16 protein-coding genes are annotated in these 24429 nt (G+C 50.7%); 9 read left to right on the forward strand and 7 right to left on the reverse strand.

The features are described from left to right. Positions 1-153 precede the first annotated feature (153 nt). A complete protein-coding gene (locus PCO85_09055; GenBank protein WJV55518.1) occupies positions 154-1812 on the forward strand; it encodes an ATP-dependent endonuclease in 1659 nt (552 codons plus the stop codon). Positions 1813-1911: 99 nt separating this feature from the next. Here PCO85_09055 and cspD read toward each other — a convergent pair whose 3' ends face one another. Continuing rightward, positions 1912-2133 (reverse strand): cold shock-like protein CspD, encoded by a 222-nt coding sequence (gene cspD / locus PCO85_09060; protein ID WJV55519.1) that lies wholly within the window; start codon positions 2131-2133, stop codon positions 1912-1914. A 340-nt stretch (positions 2134-2473) separates the two neighbouring features. On the opposite strand from cspD, the gene clpS reads away from it, so the two are divergent. Further along, on the forward strand, positions 2474-2794 hold the full coding sequence (gene clpS, locus PCO85_09065) for an ATP-dependent Clp protease adapter ClpS (protein ID WJV56039.1): 321 nt from the start codon (positions 2474-2476) through the stop codon (positions 2792-2794). A 30-nt stretch (positions 2795-2824) separates the two neighbouring features. Beyond that, entirely contained in the window at positions 2825-5101 is a 2277-nt protein-coding gene (gene clpA, locus PCO85_09070; GenBank protein WJV55520.1) for an ATP-dependent Clp protease ATP-binding subunit ClpA, read from the forward strand. Between the two features lie 361 nt (positions 5102-5462). Here clpA and treA read toward each other — a convergent pair whose 3' ends face one another. The 6 genes from treA to trxB all read right to left on the reverse strand — a co-directional run bounded on the left by treA (position 5463) and on the right by trxB (position 13499). After that, complete coding sequence (gene treA, locus PCO85_09075; protein WJV55521.1) at positions 5463-7118, reverse strand: alpha,alpha-trehalase TreA; 1656 nt, start codon at positions 7116-7118, stop codon at positions 5463-5465. Between the two features lie 329 nt (positions 7119-7447). Continuing rightward, complete coding sequence (infA, locus tag PCO85_09080) at positions 7448-7666, reverse strand: translation initiation factor IF-1 (GenBank protein ID WJV55522.1); 219 nt, start codon at positions 7664-7666, stop codon at positions 7448-7450. Between the two features lie 110 nt (positions 7667-7776). Next, the gene (aat, locus tag PCO85_09085) at positions 7777-8487 is read right to left on the reverse strand and encodes a leucyl/phenylalanyl-tRNA--protein transferase (protein ID WJV55523.1); all 711 of its coding nucleotides are present in this window, start codon (positions 8485-8487) and stop codon (positions 7777-7779) included. A 189-nt stretch (positions 8488-8676) separates the two neighbouring features. Further along, a complete protein-coding gene (gene cydC / locus PCO85_09090; protein WJV56040.1) occupies positions 8677-10398 on the reverse strand; it encodes a cysteine/glutathione ABC transporter ATP-binding protein/permease CydC in 1722 nt (573 codons plus the stop codon). A 19-nt stretch (positions 10399-10417) separates the two neighbouring features. Next, on the reverse strand, positions 10418-12184 hold the full coding sequence (gene cydD, locus PCO85_09095) for a cysteine/glutathione ABC transporter permease/ATP-binding protein CydD (protein WJV55524.1): 1767 nt from the start codon (positions 12182-12184) through the stop codon (positions 10418-10420). Between the two features lie 352 nt (positions 12185-12536). After that, positions 12537-13499, reverse strand: coding sequence for a thioredoxin-disulfide reductase (gene trxB / locus PCO85_09100; GenBank protein WJV55525.1), 963 nt, complete (start codon positions 13497-13499; stop codon positions 12537-12539). 592 nt (positions 13500-14091) lie between these two features. Here trxB and lrp point away from each other — a divergent pair. From lrp to PCO85_09130, 6 genes are all read left to right on the forward strand, one after another. Next, positions 14092-14586, forward strand: a complete 495-nt coding sequence (gene lrp / locus PCO85_09105) for a leucine-responsive transcriptional regulator Lrp (GenBank protein ID WJV55526.1) — start codon at positions 14092-14094, stop codon at positions 14584-14586. 117 nt (positions 14587-14703) lie between these two features. Further along, positions 14704-17955, forward strand: coding sequence for a DNA translocase FtsK 4TM domain-containing protein (locus tag PCO85_09110; protein WJV55527.1), 3252 nt, complete (start codon positions 14704-14706; stop codon positions 17953-17955). A gap of 196 nt (positions 17956-18151) precedes the next feature. Continuing rightward, complete coding sequence (gene lolA / locus PCO85_09115; GenBank protein WJV56041.1) at positions 18152-18763, forward strand: outer membrane lipoprotein chaperone LolA; 612 nt, start codon at positions 18152-18154, stop codon at positions 18761-18763. A gap of 7 nt (positions 18764-18770) precedes the next feature. Continuing rightward, on the forward strand, positions 18771-20114 hold the full coding sequence (locus PCO85_09120) for a replication-associated recombination protein A (GenBank protein ID WJV55528.1): 1344 nt from the start codon (positions 18771-18773) through the stop codon (positions 20112-20114). A 107-nt stretch (positions 20115-20221) separates the two neighbouring features. After that, complete coding sequence (gene serS / locus PCO85_09125) at positions 20222-21517, forward strand: serine--tRNA ligase (GenBank protein ID WJV55529.1); 1296 nt, start codon at positions 20222-20224, stop codon at positions 21515-21517. Between the two features lie 348 nt (positions 21518-21865). Further along, a complete protein-coding gene (locus PCO85_09130; GenBank protein ID WJV56042.1) occupies positions 21866-24301 on the forward strand; it encodes a DmsA/YnfE/YnfF family dimethyl sulfoxide reductase in 2436 nt (811 codons plus the stop codon). Positions 24302-24429 lie beyond the last annotated feature (128 nt).

The raw sequence follows: 24429 nt of genomic DNA on the forward strand, positions 1-24429 counted from the left end.
AAAAACTGGCGGGAGAATCGCGACCACACAGAGATAATTTGCTCAAATTAAACAAATTATTTTGCGGAGTAAAGCATATCCAGACGACAGAACTTGACCCTGCAACCGTTTTATCGTCATGCTCATGTAAGGAAAACCGAACAGGAGGTGAGAATGCATCTGGAAAGAGTAGAGATTCTCGGATTCCGTGGGATTAACCGTCTGTCATTGACCCTGGATGAAACCACTGTACTGATTGGTGAGAATGCTTGGGGAAAATCCAGCCTGCTGGATGCTCTGTCGCTTTTACTGGCTCCGGCGTTACCACTCTATCATTTTGAACTCCATGACTTTCATTTTACACCCGGCGATGAAACCAGTCGGGAGCATCATTTGCAGATTGTCTTCACTTTTTGTGAAACGTCGCCTGGCCATCATCTGGCCGCGCGTTACCGTTCGCTCGAACCTGTGTGGATAAAAGGAGAAGGACGGCTATACCGTATCTTCTACCGACTGGAAGCCGAAGTGGATGAAACTAAGTCGGTATGTACCTGGCGCAGCTTTCTGGATGCCAATGGACACGCGCTTGCGTTGGATAACATTGACTGGTTGGCGAGTGAAGTAATCCGCCTGCATCCAGTATTAAGGATGCGAGATTCCCGCTTTATCCGTCATACCCGCTCCGGTGCGCTGATGCCAACATTGGATGCCGATAAAAAACTGTCCCGTCAGTTTGAAATCCTCATGCGGGAACTGGACCAAAATCCTAACAAGTTGACCAATCAGGATCTCCGTCAGGGAATGTCGGCGATACGTCAGTTAGTGGATCACTATTTTTCCGCACAGAGTGGCGATACGGGTGATAGTCATCATCGTCATACGCATTCCGGCAACGGCAAATATTGGCGTTCACTGGACAATATCAATCGAATGATTGCGGGGCCGAACAGCCGTAGTCGACGAATTATTCTGCTGGAACTGTTCTCTACCCTGTTGCAGGCGAAAGGTTCGGTATCGTTGGATCCACACTCCCGGCCATTGTTGCTGATAGAAGACCCTGAAACCCGTCTGCATCCAATTATGCTTTCAGTGGCGTGGGGATTACTGAATCAGTTGCCATTGCAGAAAGTGACCACCACTAATTCAGGAGAGCTGTTATCACTGGTGCCAGTGGAACAATTGTGCCGTCTGGTGCGAGAGTCGTCACAAGTTTCCACTTATCGTATCGGACGGTCAGGGATGAGCCCGGAAGATAGTCGCCGTATCGCTTTTCATATCCGGTTGAACCGACCAGCATCGTTGTTTGCGCGTTGTTGGTTGCTGGTGGAAGGTGAAACCGAAGTCTGGATGCTCAGTGAATTAGCTCGACAGTGCGGCCATCATTTTGAATCGGAAGGGATTAAGGTGATTGAATTCGCCCAGTCGGGACTGAAGCCGTTGTTGAAGTTTGCCCATCGGATGGGGATTGAATGGTATGTGCTGGTGGATGGAGACGACGCCGGTAAAAAATATGCAGCGACGGCACGCAGTCTGCTGACAGCCCAGGCAGAGCAGGAACGTGACCATTTGACGATGCTGCCATCACCGGATATGGAACATTTCATGTATAAAAATGGTTTCAGACAGGTTTACCATCGAGTGGCGCAGTTACCAGACTCGGTGCCGCTCTCTGCCTCCAAAGTTATCACGAAAGCGATTCATCGCAGTTCCAAACCGGATCTGGCCATTGAAGTGGCGATGGAGTCAATGGCATTGGGAAATGGTGCGATTCCACCGCTGATCCGTACCATGTTTTCCCACGTATTATGGTTGGCACGGGGTCGGGCTGGCTGAAACAGGCGAAAAGATGCTGGTCGCGAAAGTGACCAGCATATGTATATAAACCTGAGACCAGGATTAGGGAATGTGAACCGGGAATAGCGCTGTGGATGCTCAGGCGATGGCTTCACTGGCTACTGGCACGATCAGACTGGCGTGATTGCCTTTTGGTCCCTGGTGCATATCGAACTGCACGATCTGCCCAGCTTTGAGTGTTCTGTAACCGTCCATCTGAATGGTTGAATAATGAGCGAAAATATCTTCACCACCCCTTTCAGGACAAATAAAGCCAAAGCCTTTGGCGTTATTGAACCATTTAACAGTACCTATCTCCATGCATCTACATCCTTCTCAAAAATATTCTTTGAGGCGAGGTTATTGGTTAAGGTGAATCTGAATTGATTAAAACGCCATCAATTCACTTCTACACTCTAGTGAAATCGATCTCGGCGTCAAGCGATCCGGCTTTTCACCCGTAGGGGAGTTTGTCAAAGTTTGATATAGGTAACGCTATTGAGATGTTTATTCGACGTTAATGATCAGGACTATTTACATAATGCAGTGGTTGATAGGGACGTGTTTGGCCTGACGATGTAAAATGAAAATCACGTAGGCTAGTATTAATGCAGTAGAGTAAGTCGCTGGTTGATGACAGTCAGATCACAATGGATAGATGATGGGAAATAACAGTACAGGGCCACATACCGAGGGCTCGATCAAAGAAAAACATACTGAAGCAGTGCAGCCACCATCGATGTATAAAGTGATATTAAACAACGATGATTACACACCGATGGAATTTGTTATTGACGTGCTGCAAAAGTTCTTTTCTTATGATATTGAACGTGCAACGCAACTGATGCTTACCGTTCATTACGAAGGGAAAGCAATCTGTGGTGTTTACAGCGCCGAAGTGGCGGAAACGAAAGTCGCGCAAGTGAATCGTTACGCTACGGAGAATGAGCATCCGTTGCTCTGTACGCTGGAAAAAGCCTGAATTAGGGCAATTTTATTTTGGGAGGTGCCTATGCTCAATCAAGAACTGGAACTCAGTCTCAACATGGCTTTTGCCAGGGCGCGTGAGCACCGGCATGAGTTTATGACCGTGGAGCACCTGTTACTGGCACTGCTCAGTAATCCTGCTGCGCGTGAAGCACTGGAGGCCTGTACGGTAGATTTGGCCGTTTTGCGTCAGGAGTTGGAGACGTTCATTGAACAGACCACGCCGACGTTGCCATCAAGTGATGAAGAGCGGGATACTCAACCAACGCTGAGTTTTCAGCGGGTATTACAACGTGCAGTGTTCCACGTACAATCATCGGGACGCAGTGAAGTATCTGGTGCCAACGTTCTGGTTGCCATTTTCAGCGAACAGGAATCTCAGGCTGCGTATCTGCTGCGCAAGCATGATGTCAGCCGTCTGGATATTGTGAATTTTATTTCACATGGAACGCGCAAAGAGGAATCCGGACAGTCACCAAACCTGGAAAATCCGGTAAATGAAGAGCCGGCCGGAGGGGAAGATCGTATGGAAAACTTCACCACCAATCTGAACCAGCTTGCCCGTGTCGGTGGTATTGATCCGCTGATTGGGCGTGAAAAAGAACTGGAGCGGACCATTCAGGTACTGTGTCGCCGTCGTAAGAATAATCCGCTGCTGGTAGGTGAATCAGGAGTAGGGAAAACCGCTATCGCGGAAGGGTTGGCCTGGCGTATTGAGCAGGGCGATGTTCCGGAAGTGATGGCTGACTGTACCCTTTATTCGTTGGATATCGGTTCGCTATTGGCAGGTACCAAATACCGTGGTGATTTTGAAAAACGCTTCAAAGCGCTACTGAAACAGCTGGAACAAGATCAGCGTAGTATTCTGTTTATCGATGAAATTCATACTATTATTGGTGCCGGCGCGGCGTCGGGTGGTCAGGTGGATGCTGCCAATCTGATTAAACCGATGCTTTCCAGCGGCAAGATTCGAGTAATTGGTTCCACGACCTATCAGGAATTCAGCAATATCTTTGAAAAAGACCGGGCACTGGCCCGTCGTTTCCAGAAGATTGATATCACTGAGCCGAGTGTGGAAGAGACAGTACAGATCATCAATGGCCTGAAACCGAAATACGAAGCACACCATGATGTTCGTTACACCGCAAAGGCAGTCCGTGCCGCGGTAGATCTGGCGGTGAAATACATCAATGATCGCCATTTGCCGGATAAAGCCATTGACGTTATTGATGAAGCTGGCGCGCGCAGCCGTTTGCTGCCAATAAGCAAGCGTAAGAAGACGGTTAATGTGGCAGATATTGAATCTGTGGTGGCGCGTATTGCCCGTATTCCGGAAAAAACGGTGTCGGCCAGTGATCGCGATGTACTGAGAAATCTTGGCGATCGTTTGAAAATGCTGGTGTTTGGTCAGGACAAGGCGATTGAAGCCTTGACGGAAGCCATCAAGATGAGTCGTGCCGGGTTAGGGCATGATCGTAAACCGGTAGGATCCTTCCTGTTTGCCGGTCCGACCGGGGTCGGAAAAACTGAGGTGACGCTGCAATTGGCCAAGGCGCTGGATATCGAGTTATTACGCTTTGATATGTCCGAATATATGGAGCGTCATACGGTTAGCCGCCTGATTGGCGCACCTCCGGGCTATGTAGGGTTTGATCAGGGCGGTCTGCTGACTGATGCAGTGATCAAGCATCCGCATTCTGTATTGCTGCTGGATGAAATCGAGAAGGCGCATCCGGATGTTTTCAACCTGCTGCTACAGGTAATGGATAATGGCACACTGACGGATAACAATGGTCGCAAGGCAGATTTCCGCAATGTGATCGTGGTCATGACCACCAATGCCGGCGTGCGTGAAACGCAGCGTAAGTCTATCGGGCTTATCCATCAGGATAACAGCAGCGACGCAATGGAAGAGATCAAAAAAGTGTTTACGCCGGAGTTTCGTAACCGTTTGGACGGCATTATCTGGTTCAACCATCTCTCACCTGAGGTTATTCAGCAAGTGGTGGATAAATTTGTGGTTGAACTACAGGCACAGTTGGATGCGAAAGGTGTATCGCTGGAAGTCAGTGAGGAGGCCCGTAACTGGTTGGCAGAAAAAGGCTATGACAAATCGATGGGGGCCCGGCCTATGGCTCGCGTTATGCAGGAAAGCCTGAAAAAACCGTTGGCCAATGAGCTGCTTTTTGGGGCGTTGGTGGATGGTGGTTCTGTCACGGTGGAACTGGATAAGGAAACACAGCAGTTGACTTACCGTTTCCTTAGCGCGCAGAAGAAGAAGGCCGAAGGTGCGGTGCACTGAGTTTCTTTGCCGACATCATCATCCAGTACTCAAGTGGCTTGAGTGACGAGTCTGCCGGGAACAGTTTGAACGCGGCTTGCAGTGATCCCAACGGAGCGAACCCAGGGATGGGCCGAGTCATTAAGTGCGGCCAACGCAGAGCAACTTGAAGTATGGCGAGCATATATGGGCATCTTCGGATGCCCTTTCTTTGGGGCGGTTTTCAGGAATAGCATGGCGTCGTTCCGCAACGCTATTCAATCCATACGGCAGCTGACAATGGGTATCTGCCAGAATAGTCGTGGCAGACTACGCGGTGGCATGATTTTAGACGAATGAGCGGCATCTCATGGCGCTGAGATGCCAGGATAATGCCACTAGGTCACTGCGCGAGTTTATCGTTTGACACGGTGCCTGGTTGATCCTCTGGCAGCGGATACAGCGCCAACAGTTTCATGGTAACGCCATTGGTCCAGCCAAAACCGTCCTGTAACGGGTATTCACCGCCACCGCCGCCGCCAGTGTCACCTTCGATGTCATACTTCTCTACCAGTTTGTTTTCAAGATGATAGGTTTGAACCACGCTATTCAGGAAGCGGGTGCCGATATCCCGTGCCAGCGCATCATGGTGATAGTAACGTAAGCCTTGAACTGCGACCCACTGTAACGGTGCCCAGCCGTTAGGCGCATCCCATTGCTGACCGGTATGAATGGTGGTCGTAGCCAATCCTCCTTTTTTCAACAACTCGGCGCGGACGACTTCTGCTGTTTTGTCGGCATATTCATCGGTTGCCGCCTGTACATATAACGGGAACAGGGTCGCGGCGGTGAGTTGATTGTGTACTTCTTTCTGTTTCCAGTCGTAATCAGCGTAGTAGCCTTTGGCGGTATTCCAGAAATAGTGATTGATGGCTTGCCTGCGTTTTGCAGCGAGTTCGGTATAGCGCCTGGCAGCGTCAGTATGATTGTCTAACTGACTGGCTTTTGCCAGAACCCTTTCGATATGATAAATCAGCGAATTCAGGTCAACAGGCAAGATCTCTATGATGTTGATGGTAGAGAGTTTCATGGGATCTTTCAGCCAACGGGAGCTGAAATCCCAGCCTGAGGCAGCACCCGCACGCAGGTTGCGGTAGAGACGGGCTCGTTGGTTCCCTTTGACCGCGCTGGCGGTGGTTACATCGTCCAGCCAGGATTCGGTACGGGGTACATCGCGTTCATCCCAGTAACGGTTCAGTACGGTACCATCCGGCAAACGTACCACGCGCTCACTGGCCTGTCCGGGTTTCAGATCCTCTGCACCCGCCATCCAGTAGTCATATTCTTTTTTTATCTGCGGCAGATAAGTTACTAATGTGTTTTGGCCATCGTGTGTGGCAAGTAATTCCACCATCTTGCTGAAAAACGGGGGTTGAGAGCGGCTGAGATAATAGGTTCGGTTCCCGTTGGGAATATGGCCGTACTGATCGATTTGCCAGGCAAAGTTGTTCACCATGTTTCGAATGGTATCCCACTGGCCGCTTTCGGCCAGCCCCAGCATGGTGAAGTAACTGTCCCAGTAGTAAACCTCCCGAAAACGTCCACCGGGCACGACATATGCGTTAGGTAGTGGCAACAAAGAGTCCCAGCGGGCAATATCCGGTGTACTCTGGGTCAAATGTGGCCAGAGAGCGTTGATATGTTCACGCAATGTCTGACCGCCGGGGGGAATAAAGCCTTTCCCATCCGAAGGTAGAGTAAAGTTGTTTTGCACAAAATAGTTCAGATCGAAATGGTGCTGATTCTTTTGTGCGTAGTAATCCGCCATGATTGCTGATGGTGCATATTTGGGAACGGCATCCGCAAACGTTTTTTGGTCGGGGAACAGCTTTGCGCGTTGTACGGCTTTGAACAGTGGGCCAAACAGGACATCTGGCGGTGAATTTACTTCTGAAGCTGTTATGGGTTCAGCCCAGGCAATAGGTATAACATTATTGCCGATAATACATTGCAGAATAATTAGCAGAAGGTACCTCCTTACTACGCGGAATGAAATCATTGGCAAGTCTCCATGTTTGCAAATGTGGCTGTTAATGAAAAGTAGACGCTAAGGGGATATTGTCCAACTCGGGACTGATAGAATAAAAAAACCATGATATTGAATCATCGGATTTTATGATAATGACCAGCGAGGATGGTGTGCATCGCGCGTGATTGCTGGCTTTCGCACTCATGGCGAAGAACGTATACTTTTACAATATATTGCAATAGAAAATTGTAAGCAAGCGTGGCGAGAATAGAGCAAAGGCCCTTTACCGCGGACGGAAAGGGCTAAGCAGAGAAATTAAATATCCTCGGGATCGCTATGGTTAGCGATGGGCGAACCGGTTAACGGCTACGGAAGACAATGCGGCCTTTGCTCAGGTCGTACGGGGTCAATTCCACTGTGACTTTGTCACCCGTCAGGATGCGGATATAGTTTTTACGCATTTTACCGGAGATATGAGCGGTGACCACGTGGCCGTTTTCCAATTCAACGCGGAACATGGTGTTGGGCAGCGTATCAAGCACGGTGCCTTGCATTTCAATATTGTCTTCTTTGGCCATCGAATCCTCTAGGTTTAACTACCTTAGTTTTTTACCGGCAAGATAATGCCGAAAAACCCGCGTTATGTAAAGAAGCGTTGATAATCTGAATATGATTTATCAACAACTATTTACGGCACCAGGGTAGGGCGCACTACCGTTTGCGGGTGCCAGCAGGTCTCTGAAATAGCTGTGTTCTGAAGCTGGGAAAGTCGCTGCAAAAACTGGTGGCGGGGTATTTCGCAGGCCCCTAATGAGGCGGTATGTGCATTAAGTACCTGACAATCAATCAGACGACCGCCGCAGCGTATGAAGTGTTGTTGGAACGACAGCAATCCATACTTGGAGGCATTGTCAGCCCGACTAAACATGGATTCTCCGCAAAACAACGCGCCTTGCGAGATACCATACACTCCCCCGACAAGTTGGCGATTATGCCACACTTCTACTGAATGTGCCCTTCCTAACTGATGTAACTGACAATAAGCCGCCATAATTTCCTGGCTAATCCAGGTGCCTTCCGCCCGCTCACTGGCGCAAGCGGCGATAACGTGTTCGAAAGCGTAATTCAGCGTGACTTGATAGTCTGTTTTGCGCATGAATTTCTTCATGCTGCGACTAATATGGAATTGTTCTGGCAACAGCACTGCGCGCGGATCGGGCGACCACCATAGGATCGCTTCTCCTGGGGAATACCACGGAAAAATACCCTGTTGATAAGCGGCGAGTAACCGTTGAGGAGACAAATCCCCACCCAATGCCAACAGTCCGTTAGGTTCACATAATGCATTTTCCGGATCGGGGAACTGCAGTGAGTACGGAGAGAGTTCAAATAATGGCACTATAACCCTCCAAAACCAGTCAGTTAACAGACCGGAATACCAGGGGCGATCACAGAGTGAAGCCCCCTATCCAGGAACCTTATCTCTGTGTTTTCCTCTGTATTTTGAATCAACCATGCAGACTTGGCACGGCCCACATAGCTTGTCGATGCCAGCTTAAGTGACGTATTACACTATAAACGGCTGGCGTTATATATGTTGCCGGAATTGCCAGTATCGTCCCTGCTGGTCCATTAATGCCTGATGATGACCTTGTTCGACGATACGCCCGCCATCCATCACACAGATACGATCCATCTCCTCCAGACCGCGCAGCCGATGGGTAATCACGATCAGTGTTTTCCCAATACATTGCTGGCGCAGGAGTTGCAGTATGTGTTGTTCGGTTTCGGCATCCAATCCTTCTGTTGGCTCATCCAGCAGTATCAATGGTGCTGAATAAAGTAGTGCTCGGGCCAGCCCGATGCGTCGGTGTTCGCCCCCAGACAACTGGCGTCCACCTTCGCCCAGCCAGGCATTAAGCCCTTCATTCTCCAGCAATTTTTCTAAACCGACCTGGCTCAGCACCGTTTTCAACTGTTCATCATCGGCGTCTGGCGCGGCAAGGCGTAAATTGTCCCGCAGCGTGGTACTGAAAATATGGGTGCGCTGTGGTACCACGCGCATCATGCTACGCAGGGTCTCTTCACGCCATTGCGTCACGGGGACATCATTAATGCGAATCTCACCCTGAGAACAATCCCAGGCACGGGTAATCAGTTGTAACAAGGTTGATTTTCCGCACCCAGTGCGTCCCAGCAACGCAATATGCTCACCGGACTTAATGGATAACGATATCTGGTTTAATACCGGTAATGGTTGGTCTGGGTAAGTGAAACTGATGTTATCCAGTGTCAAGGTCACTTGTGGTGGGCGTGTGGGGCCATGTTCCGGGAAGACGACCGCGGGGGTAAGTTCCATCAGTTGGCTGACTCGTGCTGCTGATGCGGTGACTTGACCCATATGCTGGAAAGCACCGGCAACCGGAGCCAGCGCTTCAAAGGCTGCCAGAGAGGAAAATACGAACAGGGCGATCAGCGCGCCTGGCTGGCTGTCACCACCGATGCCATCCGCCGCCATCCACAGTATCAGGGTGATGGTCAGGCCACTGCTGAATATCATGATAGCTTGTGCCAGCGCGTTTAATGCCGCCTGGTGACGTTGATGAGAGAGCCACCGGTTTTCAAGGTGTTCCAGTTGTTGGCGAAACGTCAGCAGAGCGCCGAACACGGTCAGTTCGGCTTGCCCGTGCAACCAGGTCGTGAGTTGTACTCGATATTGTGCTCGCAAGTCTGTCAGCGCGAAACCAACTGGCTGACCGGCACGATAGAACACCAGCGGTAATATCACCAGCAATGCCAGCATAATTGCCGCCAGCACGATAGCCAGAGTGGTATCTAACCAGCTTAAACCATAAGCCACGGCGAGTATCACCAGCAAGGCGCTTACCAGCGGGGAAATGACGCGCAGATACAGATGATCCAGTGTATCGACATCGGCCACCAGCCGGTTGAGCAATTCTGCCTGACGAAAGCGAGCGATTCCACCGGGGGAGAGTGGCAAAATACGGTTGAAAGTGAATACGCGCAGATGTTGGAGAACCCGGAATGTGGCGTCATGACTGACCAGCCGCTCCGCATAGCGACTGACGGTACGAAGAATGGCCGCGCCACGCACACCAGCGGCAGGCAGCATATAGTTGAACGTATATAATCCACCGACTCCCGCCAGTGCCGACCCGGCGAGAAACCAGCCGGACAGGGTTAACAGACTGATGCTGGACAGCAGGGTAACAATGGCCAGGATAACGCCCAGACTTAATCGCCAGATATGACGACGATAGAGGGCGAGAAAGGGTTTTAATGCCTGCATGATTTGAATCTTCTCCATCTTACAGATCTCCCTTACGCTGGTTCAGCAGTTCGGCAAACGCGCCCGGTGTTGTGCTCAGGGTGTCATAGCGTCCTTGTTGCACGAGGCGACCATTCGCCATTACCCAGATATCATCATAGTCCGACAGGTCATTGAGTTGATGAGTTACCAGCAACGTCGTTTGCTGCCTGGCGGCATCGTTCAGGGCGTGCATGACACGCTGTTCGCTGTGGGCATCCAGACTGGCGCCGGGCTCATCCAGCAGCAACAGGTGGCAAGGATGCAGCAATGCTCGAGCCACAGCGACACGCTGGGCCTGACCAACAGAAAGCCGGGCGGCACCTTCACCGACCAGTGTTTCCAGACCCAACGGCAATTGGTCGGTAAATTCGTGCACATAGGCGCGTTCAATCACGTGTTGTAACTGTGTTTCATCCGCCTCTGGGTTACCCAATAAAATATTCTGTCGCAGTGTCTGCTCCGGCAGATGTGGGTTCTGCCCCACCCAGCTTATGTGTTGTCGCCATGATGATGGCAAAAGTGAGCTCAATTCGCAGCCGTTTACCTGCAATGTGCCGTGGTAGGGCAGGAAGCCCAGCAGAGCATTCAGCAAAGAACTTTTCCCCGCGCCGCTGGTGCCGACCAGTGCGATACGTTGACCGGGGTGAATCACGAATGAGAGGGGGCTGGTAAGCGGTGTGCCGGTGGGTGACAGGATTACCAGGTCACAAGCTTCTATGCCCACTGGTGACGTGCTGGTGAAGGCCTGCTGCCCATCGCCGACCTGTTCACTGTCAGCAGACAAAAAACTGAATAGCGTTTCTGCTGCACCGATGGCTTGTGCCTTGGCGTGATAAAAGGTACCCAGATCGCGCAGCGGCTGAAAAAATTCAGGTGCCAGAATCAATACCAGAAAACCGGCAAACAGTGTGATGCTCGTACTGTAATGACCAAAATTGAGCTCTCCCAGGTAGGAAAACCCGAAATAGACGGCGACCACAGCAATAGAGATAGAAGCGAAAAATTCCAGTACGCCGGAGGAAAGAAACGCCATGCGCAAGACTTCCATTGTCCGGCTGCGAAAATCTTCAGCCGCTTGGCTGATATGTTCGGTTTCTGCTTGTGCACGATAAAACAGCCGTAATGTTTCCAGACCACGAAGGCGGTCAAGAAAATTCCCACTCAGTCTCGCCAGTGCTTGAAAATTGCGACGGTTGGCATCGGCGGCACCCATACCGACCAGTGCCATGAACAGCGGAATGAGGGGAGCGGTCAGAAACAGAATCAACCCGGCGGCCCAGTTGATCGGAAAGACGGCAATTAAAATCAGTACCGGGATCAAGGTGGCCAGATACATTTGCGGCAGATAACGAGCATAGTAATCCTGCATGTCATCCACCTGCTCCAGGATCATTGTCGCCCAACTACCGGCCGGTTTTCCCTGTACCCAGGCTGGTCCCAATTGTTGTAAGCGATCCAATACCATTTTACGAATCTGCTGGCGCACAACCTGACCACAATGAAAACCGACCCGCTCTCGTATCCAGGTGACCACTGCCCGCAGCGTAAAAGTCATCGCCAATAGCAAAAATGTGTTGAGTAATGTATCGCGAGGAATTCGGTCAATGATCAGCGCTTGCAGTAGTGAGGCTAACAGCCAGGCTTGCGCCACGATCAGCAGACCATTGGCGAATCCCAGCAGTAGCGATAAACGTAGCCAACGTTGTGCCAGCTTGCTTTGTTGTTTCAGCCAGCGAGTCAGTTCTTGTTGTCGGGTGTTTTTCATCAGGAGCAGATTGTCTTTTCAGTGAGGCGTTAATAAAAATAACGCTTATATAACCGTTGGTTAACACAATTGTTTGCCAGCGGTCAGAATAGCGCCATGTTACCCTGACAATGCCGGTCTGCAAATGAAAAGACCATCTCATAAGTGTGTTTCGATCAATTTTTGCGTAACAGAACGAAAAAACGCGTCCGAAAAGTTGACTCTTCCGGACGCGTTTGCTGATAAATCCGCCATCATTAACCATTATTTCAATACCGCAGAAGTCTGTTTTTAACGACGGCATTGCGCCAATGAATCCCGGTGTTGACCGGGATGATGGCGTGACATTCTTACTGCGGATGACAGAACGTATTTATTTTATATCGTTCAGACTATCCAGATAACGTTCGGCATCCAGTGCGGCCATACAGCCAGTACCGGCCGATGTAATAGCTTGACGATAAATGTGATCCATCACGTCACCGGCAGCGAACACGCCGGGGATGCTGGTCTGAGTTGCATTGCCGTGAATACCGGACTGCACTTTTATGTAGCCATTCTCCAGTTCCAGTTGGTCACTAAATACCGCAGTATTCGGACTGTGGCCGATAGCAATAAATACCCCGGCGACTTCCAGCATTTCGGTGGCTTCACTGTGTGCATCACGCAGACGTACACCAGTTACCCCCATTTCATCCCCCAGCACTTCATCCAGCGTGCGGTCAGTATGCAGTACGATGTTGCCCTTCGTGGCTTTTTCCATCAGCCGATCAATCAGAATTTTTTCTGAACGAAAACTGTCACGACGATGAATCAGATGCACTTCCGCTGCAATATTGGACAGGTACAGCGCTTCCTCTACGGCGGTATTACCACCACCGACCACGGCCACTTTCTGATTGCGGTAGAAAAACCCGTCACAGGTGGCACAGGCAGAGACACCTTTGCCCTTGAACGCCTCTTCAGAAGGCAGGCCGAGATATCGTGCGGATGCTCCGGTAGCGATAATTAATGCATCGCAGGTGTACACATCGCTGTCGCCAGACAGACGAAACGGACGGGTTTGCAAATCGACATGGGTAATGTGGTCAAGCACAATTTCTGTATTGAACTTGGTGGCATGGGCATGCATGCGTTCCATTAGTAGTGGGCCAGTCAGGTCATCGGGATCGCCCGGCCAGTTTTCTACTTCGGTGGTGGTGGTCAACTGACCGCCTTTCTCCATTCCGGTGATCAGCAGCGGATTCAGGTTTGCCCGTGCAGCATAAACGGCAGCGGTATATCCAGCCGGCCCTGAGCCCAGAATCAATAATTTACGGTGTTTTGCGGTGCTCATGAGTTCCTCAATTCATTTGAACGGACGATTTAGTCGATTGTAGGGAAATTACCAACATAAAAAAAGTATGGGGGAATGTTGTTAATGATTTATCTGATTGTTATCGACTATCACGTATGGCGGTTTCATGATTAACGCCACAACCGATTGATGCTATACAAATCGTTTCAGCGCCAAGAAACAGAGTGTCAATAACCAGTTTTTACTCCAATCTGGCACTTTCTTCTGATTTTAATTGTTTTACTTTGACAATCGGCTGTACTTTTGCGAAAACTTCCATGGAAGAGGAAATTTTTTGTATGTGAATGGTTGAAAGCTCGGCTTCGCGTTCATTTTTTATGTGGCCGATCAGGATGACATAGATCATTATCTCAATAGCGCTTGTTGGCACTTATTGTGATGAGTTGAGTGTCACCAAATCTGATCTTCGGTGCGCTTTTCTGGCAGGGACTGGTGGCGACCGGTGGCAAGCTGGAGGAAAGTAAACTTTTTATATACAAAATGGTCAGCGGTCTTCTTTAGGGGCAACTCTGACATATTGACGTGAGTCGGAGACAGCAAGTGCAGGGATGAATGAAGAGAGACAATAATAATGGTAGACACGAAAAAACGTCCGGGAAAAGATCTTGACCGTATCGATCGTAATATCCTGAACGAATTACAAAAAGATGGGCGTATCTCCAATGTAGAGCTTTCCAAGCGAGTGGGGTTGTCGCCGACACCTTGTCTGGAACGTGTTCGTCGTCTGGAGAGACAGGGGTTTATTAACGGGTATACTGCGTTGCTGAACCCGCATTATCTGGATGCGTCACTGTTGGTTTTTGTGGAAATTACGCTTAACCGTGGTGCACCGGATGTCTTTGAGCAATTCAATACGGCTGTTCAGAAGCTGGAAGAAATTCAGGAGTGTCATCTGGTTTCCGGGGATTTTGACTATCTGCTTAAAACCCGTGTACCGGATATGTCGGCTTACCGTCGGCTGCTGGGGGAAACGTTGTTGCGTCTGCCGGGCGTTAATGACACCCGTACTTATGTGGTAATGGAAGAAGTGAAGCAAAGTAACCGACTGGTTATCAAGACCCGTTAACGGTATGGGTGCAAAACCCGATAAACTCAGCTACACTCCTGTTAATTTATACAGTCATGGCGCCGGGAAATCCTCGGCGCTTTGTCATAAAACATTTACAGGACCCTGGAGAGACGCTTGAGCCAGGAATATACAGAAGATAAAGACGTCACACTGAAAAAACTCAGTGCTGGACGACGTGTACTGGAAGCGATACTTATCGTTGTGGTGCTGTTTGCCATTTATCTGGCGATAGCGCTGCTGAGTTTCAGCCCTTCCGACCCCAGTTGGTCACAAACTGCATGGCATGAACCGATCCACAATCTTGGGGGGGGCGTTGGTGCCTGGTTAGCCGATACGCTGTTTTTCGTTTTCGGGGTACTGGCTTATGCCATTCCACCGGTGATGGTGTCCCTGTGTTGGGTGATTTACCGTCAGCGAGATCAACGTTACACCATCGATTATTTTACCTTTTCACTACGTTTGATCGGGACTCTGGCGCTGATCCTGACTTCTTGTGGATTGGCGGCGTTAAATACAGATGACCTTTACTACTTCGCTTCCGGTGGTGTGCTGGGCAGTCTGCTCAGTAGTTCCATGATCCCGCACTTTAACAGTATTGGGTCTACCGTGATCCTGTTGTGTGTGTGGGCTGCCGGACTCACACTATTTACCGGATGGTCATGGTTGACTATTGCAGAGAAAATCGGTGCGGCGGTAATGGCCAGTTTGTCGTTTTTCTCCCGTCGTCACCGTGTCGATGATGATCTGTACGATGATGAGCTGAAGGTTATTGATCCTGTTTCCGATACTGACAAGATGGAATCAGTGACATCGGAAGATGATAATGATGTGCTGCTCCTGGCGCCGGCGATTCTGTCGCAGGGAACTTCAGTGCAAGCGGAAGCCTCTGACGTACCAGACGTGGCGGCGGAAACTGACGTAATATCGTCTCCTTCCTCCACGTTAGCGGATGTGCAGGCATCTCAAGAAGCGGAGGAAATCCAGCCACCATTGCCACCGCTGTATTCCTTCGAGATGCCAGAGCCTGCGGCGGCGCATCCACACTCTGTTGAACCGGCACAGCCGACGATTGGCGCGCAAGCCAGCCGTACACCGGATTACGGTAGGGATACTACCTTTATGCCGATTTTTGGTGCCGATGACGCTATACATTCGCAGGTGAAACGTGGCATGGGACCAGAATTGCCACGTCCTAATCCGGTACGAATCCCTACCCGGCGTGAGCTGGCTTCCTACGGAATAAAACTACCTTCCCAGCGGCTGGCGGAGCAACAGGCCCGTGAAGCGGCTCAATCGCAGGAAGTCGATGGTGTACTGACTACATCACCGATGACATATACGGTAAAAACATCAGAATCTGAACCGGGTGAGCATGATGAGGTATTGCAGGACGCTGCGTTACGCGAGGCTTATGTGGAACAGCAGCGTCAACGTTATGGCGACGACGCTTATCCTGGGCATGAAGGCGATGAAGAAGCACTGTTACAGGCCCAGTTAGCGCGAGATTTTGCAACCCGACAGCAGATGCGTTATGGACCGGATCTGACTCCGGAGTGTCATGATGATTCGTCTATTCTCCCGGCCGCGCATGAACCGCCAGTGCCGAAAAGCCTGTTCGCCATTTCTCCACTGGCCGATCTGATGGATGACGGACCGAACGGACCTCTGTTTACCCTGCCGTCGCAGGACGATGCGTTATCTTCCCCTGCCCATCGTGAACCGTCGTTTGTCACGCCACCACCGACGTTTGATCCGGCCGGGACGTCGCCGGTTGAATATCCGCCGATAGACGATGACGAAACAGAGACCTCGGCGACGTCGGTGATGGATAGCTTGATTCACCCGTTCCTGATACGTAACGATCAGCCGTTACAAAAACCCACGACACCGTTACCGTCTCTTGATCTATTGACGCCGCCTTCGGTTAATGACGATCCGGTCGATGAATTCGCACTGGAGCAAACTGCTCGGTTGATAGAAGCCCGATTGGCTGATTACCGGGTTAAAGCGACGGTGGTCGGGTACCATCCAGGGCCGGTTATTACCCGTTTCGAGCTGGATTTGGCCCCAGGGGTGAAAGCGGCGCGCATCTCGAATCTGTCAAAGGATTTGGCACGCTCTCTGTCCGTAGTCGCGGTGCGTATTGTGGAAGTTATCCCCGGCAAACCCTATGTGGGGTTGGAATTACCGAATAAACACCGGCAGACCGTATTTCTGCGCGAAGTGCTGGATTGTGACCGTTTTCGTGACAATACGTCACCGTTGGCGGTGGTGCTGGGGAAAGATATTGCCGGCCAACCGGTGGTGGCTGATCTGGCCAAAATGCCGCATCTGCTGGTGGCTGGTACCACGGGCTCGGGTAAATCGGTCGGGGTAAACGCGATGATCATCAGCATGCTATATAAAGCGAAGCCTGAGGATGTCCGCTTTATCATGATCGACCCGAAAATGCTGGAGCTTTCAGTGTATGAGGGGATCCCGCATCTGCTCACCGAAGTCGTTACAGACATGAAAGATGCGGCCAATGCGTTGCGTTGGTGCGTTGGCGAAATGGAGCGTCGTTATAAGCTGATGTCTGCCCTTGGGGTACGTAACCTCAGTGGTTATAACGAGCGGGTAATGCAGGCTGATTCGATGGGACGCCCGATTCCTGATCCATTCTGGAAGCCGGGAGACAGTATGGATATGCAACCGCCGATACTGGAGAAACTACCGTATATCGTGGTGATGGTGGATGAGTTCGCTGATCTGATGATGGCGGTTGGGAAAAAAGTTGAAGAGCTTATTGCCCGGCTGGCGCAGAAGGCTCGTGCGGCGGGTATTCATTTGGTACTGGCCACCCAGCGCCCTTCTGTGGATGTTATTACCGGTCTGATTAAGGCCAATATCCCAACACGTATCGCCTTTACCGTATCGAGCAAAATCGACTCTCGGACCATTCTGGATCAGAGCGGTGCCGAGTCGCTGCTGGGAATGGGCGACATGCTGTATATGGCCCCCAATTCCTCGATTCCGGTGCGTGTTCACGGCGCTTTTGTCCGTGATCAGGAAGTTCACGCGGTAGTGCAGGATTGGAAAGCACGGGGACGACCAGAATACATCGACAGTGTTGTCAAAGGCGGAGACGATGGCGAAGGTGGCAGTCTGGGATTTGACAGTGATGAAGAGTTGGATCAGTTGTTCGATCAGGCTGTTGCGTTTGTGGTGGAAAAACGCCGCGCCTCTATCTCTGGTGTACAGCGTCAGTTCCGTATCGGTTATAACCGTGCAGCCCGTATTGTCGAACAGATGGAAGCGCAGGGAATAGTCAGCAGCCCTGGACATAACGGAAACCGTGAAGTGTTGGCGCCACCGCCGATGGAATAATCAGCATGTGTGGTCCATTTCTGTGCTCATGGGTATAGTTCGAGACAGATATTGTGCAAAGAAGCGTAAACACGGTAAATAGCGGAGAATTCACCTATTGTGTCCTGCACAGCTGCGCTACAGTAGCGCACAGAGAAACAGCGTCCGGTTAGATGAGGCCGCTGAACCGGTCAGAATAGTTAAAGGATTGAGTATGATAAGAAATTGGTTAATGGCGGGGTGTTTATTGTCAGGCATGCTGTCCACGGCTGTGTATGCCGATGCCGCCAGTGATTTGCAACATCGTTTGAGCAAGGTGAACAGTTTTCACGCCAGTTTTACCCAGAGAGTGACTACCGGTGATGGCGCGGCAGTACAAGAGGGAGAAGGTGAGCTGTGGGTGAAGCGTCCCAATTTGTTTAACTGGGAAACCACTTCTCCTGATAAAAGTGTACTCGTGTCTGATGGGAAAACCCTATGGTTTTATAATCCATTTGTCGAACAAGTTACGGCTACCTGGCTGAAAGATGCCACTGGCAATACGCCGTTTATGCTGATTACCCGCAATAATGCTGGCGACTGGGGTAAATATAATGTCACCCGGAAAGGCGATGATTTTGAGTTAACACCCAAGTCAGCTGGTGGCAATCTGAAGCAGTTTGCTATCAATGTGACAGACACGGGTACGATCAAGCAGTTTATTGCTACCGAGCGTGATGGTCAGCGCAGTACCTTTACGTTGAAGAACCAGCAAAATGGGGCGATAAACGCGGCGAAGTTTACTTTCACACCGCCTAAAGGTGTTGCGGTGGACGATCAACGTCAGTGAGGTGCCAGTGAGTACTCTGTCACTCGATTTTTCCGATCAGGCGTTCCAGCCACTGGCGGCGCGTATGCGGCCAGTGACATTGGCGCAGTATATCGGGCAACAGCATTTACTGGGGCCGGGTAAGCCGTTGCCACGGGCAATTGAAGCGGGGCAACTGCACTCCATGATCTTGTGGGGGCCGCCCGGAACCGGGAAAACCACACTGGCTGAGTTGATTGGTCGTTATGGCAATGCGGATGTGGAACGTATCTCGGCGGTGACGTCGGGCATTAAGGAGATTCGGGAAGCTATTGAACGCGCCCGCCAGAACCGCGATGCAGGGCGACGGACCATCCTGTTTGTGGATGAAGTCCATCGTTTCAACAAAAGTCAGCAGGATGCGTTTCTGCCGCATATTGAAGATGGCACCATCACTTTTATTGGCGCCACCACTGAAAATCCCTCCTTTGAACTGAATTCCGCTTTGTTGTCCCGTGCCCGCGTTTATTTGCTGAAAGCCTTAACGGCAGAAGATATTGGTCAGGTTATCGATCAGGCCATGCAGGATCGTGATCGGGGATTGGGTGGGCAGGATATCGTCTTGCCGGACGATACTCGCCGGATGCTGGCTGAACTGGTGAATGGTGACGCGCGCCGGGCATTGAACAGCCTGGAAATGATGGCGGATATGGCTGAAGTGAATGCCACGGGACAACGTGTGCTCACGGCCGAATTGTTGCAGTCGATTTCTGGTGAACGCAGTGCCCGGTTTGATAACAAGGGCGACCGCTATTACGATTTGATCTCGGCGCTGCATAAATCTGTCCGTGGTTCTGCGCCAGATGCGGCGCTGTATTGGTATGCCCGCATTATTACCGCCGGTGGTGACCCGCTCTATGTCGCGCGTCGTCTGCTGGCGATTGCGTCTGAAGATGTGGGAAATGCGGATCCGCGTGCGATGCAGGTCGCTATCTCCGCCTGGGATTGTTTTACCCGCGTCGGCCCCGCAGAAGGCGAACGCGCCATTGCGCAGGCAATTGTTTATCTGGCGTGTGCGCCGAAGAGTAACGCGGTTTACACTGCTTTTAAGGCTGCGCTGCATGATGCACGGGAAAAACCGGATTATGATGTGCCGGAACATTTGCGCAATGCACCGACCAAACTGATGAAGGAAATGGGACTGGGAGCGGAGTACCGCTATGCCCATGATGAACCTAACGCTTATGCTGCGGGTGAACGCTATTTCCCGCCTGAAATGGCGGAAACACACTACTATCAGCCCACTTCCCGGGGGTTGGAAGCCAAGATTGGTGAAAAGCTAGCCTGGCTTGCTGCTCAGGATCAAAATAGCCCGACAAAACGCTACCGCTAGTGTAGACGTTGCGGTAAGGTTATTCCCGATACTTTCTGCTGCACGATGCTTCGTAAGGTAGCGTGTAACATCAATAATTCATTAATAATCACAAGCACAGGACTAGCATGCTCGATCCCAATTTACTGCGTAATGAGCTAGACGCAGTTGCCGAAAAACTACTGGCTCGCAGAAGCTTTAAACTGGATGTAGATACACTGCGCAAACAGGAAGAACGTCGCAAGACTCTACAAGTCGAAACAGAAAGTTTGCAGGCAGAACGTAACTCCCGATCGAAAGAGATTGGTGCGGCCAAGGCCCGCGGTGAAGATATTGAACCACTACGCCGCGACGTTAACGAGTTGGGTGAAAAACTGGATGCCGCCAAGGTCGAGCTGGAACAACTGCAAAATGCTATCCGTGATCTGGCGTTGACGATCCCCAATCTACCCGACGATTGTGTCCCGCTGGGCAAAGATGAATCAGAAAATCAGGAAATCCGTCGCTGGGGTGAACCCCGTAAATTTGATTTTCCGGTACGCGACCATGTTGATCTGGGCGAACTGTGTGGCGGCTTGAGCATGGCCGACGGGGTAAAACTGACCGGCGCGCGTTTCTCGGTAATGAAAGGGCAAATTGCGCATCTGCACCGTGCGCTGGCTCAGTTCATGCTGGATCTGCATACCAGCCAGCATGGCTATCAGGAAACTTATGTCCCGTATCTGGTCAACCAGGCCACGCTGTATGGTACCGGGCAATTACCTAAATTCAGTGAAGATTTGTTCCATACCAAGCCGCTGGATGAAGAAGCGGAAACCAGTAATTATGCACTGATCCCGACAGCGGAAGTGCCATTGACCAACTTGGTTCGTGACGAGATTCTGGAAGAAGCCTCATTGCCGATCAAAATGACCGCCCATACACCGTGTTTCCGTTCTGAAGCCGGTTCATATGGCCGAGATACCCGTGGCTTGATCCGTGTGCATCAGTTCGACAAAGTGGAAATGGTGCAGATTGTTCGTCCGGAAGATTCCATGCAGGCGTTGGAAGAACTGACCGGTCATGCAGAAAAGGTATTACAACTGCTGAATCTGCCGTACCGCAAAGTTCTGCTTTGCACTGGCGACATGGGATTCGGTTCTTGCAAAACCTACGATCTGGAAGTGTGGTTGCCCGCGCAGAACACGTATCGTGAAATCTCTTCCTGTTCTAATTGTGGGGATTTTCAGGCGCGGCGGATGCAGACGCGTTGCCGTAGCAAAAGCGATAAGAAAACACGGCTGGTCCATACGCTGAATGGTTCTGGTCTGGCGGTTGGTCGCGCGTTGGTGGCCGTGCTGGAAAATTACCAGCAAGCCGATGGTCGTATTGCCGTACCAGAAGTTTTGCGTCCGTATATGAACGGTCTGGCGTTTATCGGCTAATCCCGATTGCACTCAGTCAGCTAGAAAAGCGCCCATCGGGGCGCTTTTTTTATGGATGCCACGGGTTGTTTTACTCGCACCGCCATTTCTGCTCGCCTGGCATGCTCTCTGTCCGGCTTATCAAAAACAAAGTCTGCTCATTATTATTTTGTTGATGTTAGACAATAAAACGGATCAGTAACGGGATAATTCTTACAAATAGAAAAGAATTTTATACAAACGGCCTGAAAATATTCAGGTGCGGGCAAACAGAAGGGTACCCACGTTATTCCTGCAAGCCTGATAAGTCATCAAGCGCGCTGAACTGTTTCTGTCTGGTTAGAGGAGCCTGTTGTGCCAATGGAAAATATGAATGGTCTGTTGCAGCAAAAAATCAAAAGACGAACGTTTGTCAAAACCGCGGCGTTGACTGGGTTATCCGCCGCGATTGGACAGATTATGCTGCCTTATCGTCAGGTGTTTGCCAATAATGCCCCTACCGTAATGGGTGAAAACGCACCAGAGAAACTGGTGTGGGGAGCGTGTTCTGTCAACTGCGGTAGCCGCTGTGCATTACGTTTTCATGTACGGGATAATGAGATTCTCTGGGTAGAGACTGACAATACCGGCGACGATCACTACGGTAACCATCAGATACGCGCCTGTCTGCGCGGACGTTCTATCCGTCAGCGTATTAACCATCCGGATCGGTTGAAGTACCCGATGAAGCGGATCGGTAAGCGTGGAGAAGGCAAGTTCCAGCGTATCAGTTGGCAGGAAGCGTTAGATGAGATTGCGGACAGCCTGAAACAGGTGGTCAAAAAATACGGCAACGAAGCCGTCTATATTAATTACAGTTCGGGGATCGTCGGCGGGAATATCACGCGCTCATCACCTTCTGCATCACTGGTGACTCGGTTGATGAACTGCTATGGCGGTTCATTGGGACAATATGGCACATACAGTACCGCGCAGATTGCTTGTGCCATGCCGTATACCTACGGCAGTAATATGGGTAATAGCACATCCGATATCGAAAACAGCAAACTGGTGGTGATGTTTGGCAATAATCCTGCTGAAACCCGTATGAGCGGTGGCGGTATTACCTATTATCTGGAGCAGGCGCGTGCACGTTCCAATGCCCGCATGATTGTGATTGATCCCCGTTATACCGATACCGCCGCCGGACGAGAGGACGAATGGATCCCCATCCGACCAGGAACCGATGCCGCACTGGTGGCCGGTATGGCATATGTGTTGATTACCGAGAATCTGGTGGATCAGGCCTTTTTGGATAAATACTGTGTTGGTTATGACGAAAAAACACTGCCGGCTGATGCGCCCGTCAATGGTCACTACAAAGCCTATATCCTGGGGCAGGGAGAAGATGGTACGGCTAAAACGCCAGCCTGGGCTGCGGCTATCACCGGCATTCCACAAAGCCGTATTATTCATCTGGCGCGTGAGATTGGCAGTACCAAACCCGCCTATATTTGTCAGGGTTGGGGACCACAGCGTCAGGCCAATGGCGAACTAACGTCGCGGGCGATAGCCATGTTACCGATTCTTACCGGAAATGTAGGGATTCATGGCGGCAACAGTGGTGCGCGGGAATCGACTTATGTGGTTAATATTGAAAAAATGCCGGTGCTGACTAACCCGGTCAAAACCAAAATATCCTGTTTTACCTGGACGGATGCGATTGCCCGCGGAGCGGAAATGACGGCGCTGAGAGATGGCGTGCGCGGTAAGTCCAGGCTGGATGTGCCGATCAAATTTATCTGGAACTATGCCGGTAACTGTCTGGTGAATCAGCATTCACAAATCAATCGCACTCACCAGATTCTGCAAGATGAAAATCTGTGCGAAAAGATTGTGGTGATTGAAAATTTCATGACCTCATCGGCCAAATATGCCGATATTCTGCTGCCGGATCTGATGACCATTGAGCAGGAAGACATTATTCCTAATGATTATGCCGGGAACATGGGTTATCTGATCTTCATCCAGCCAGCCACGACACCCAAATATGAGCGTAAGCCCATTTATGAAATCATGAGTGAAGTCGCGCGACGGCTGGGGCCGGATGTCTATCAGAAATTTACCGAAGGGCGAACACAACGACAATGGCTGGAATATCTGTATGAGAAAACCCAGGTAAAAGATCCCATGTTGCCCACCTTTGAGGAACTGCGTGAGCAGGGAATATACAAGCGAAAAGACCCTGCCGGGCACTATGTCGCCTATCAGGATTTCCGTGACGACCCGATAGCACATCCGTTGAAAACCCCATCGGGAAAGATTGAAATTTATTCGTCAGCACTGGCAAGTGTGGCCGCGAATTGGGAACTGAAACCCGATGAAGTGATTAGTCCGTTGCCGATCTATGCCTCTACGTTTGAAGGCTGGAATGATCCATTACGTAAACAGTACCCGTTACAAATGACGGGCTTTCACTACAAAGCCAGAACACACTCCAGTTACGCCAACATTGCGGTATTGCAATCAGCCTGCCCACAGGAAATTTGGATTAACCCTGTTGATGCGTCATCTCGTGGTATCACCAACGGTGATGAAGTGCGAGTGTTTAATGGTCGGGGCGAGGTGCGTCTGCCGGCGAAAGTAACACCACGGATTATCCCCGGGGTGACTGCCATGCCACAAGGCTCCTGGCATCAGGCGGAGATGAGCGGTGATCGTATTGATCATGGCGGTTGCATCAACACACTGACGACACTCCGGCCTTCTCCGTTGGCGAAAGGGAATCCTCAACATACCAATCTTGTTCAAATAGAAAAAATATAGGGTGTCGCCGAGCGTGAATTCCGGTCATGTTTACGCTCGGTGGCGATTTTTTGCGTTGCAGATCCCATTTCCATTTACTTGTCATGCTAACTATTTTTTTGTTGATAGTTATCAATACCCATATCATC

The organism is Prodigiosinella aquatilis (genome assembly GCA_030388725.1).
Classification (GTDB): domain Bacteria; phylum Pseudomonadota; class Gammaproteobacteria; order Enterobacterales; family Enterobacteriaceae; genus Prodigiosinella; species Prodigiosinella aquatilis.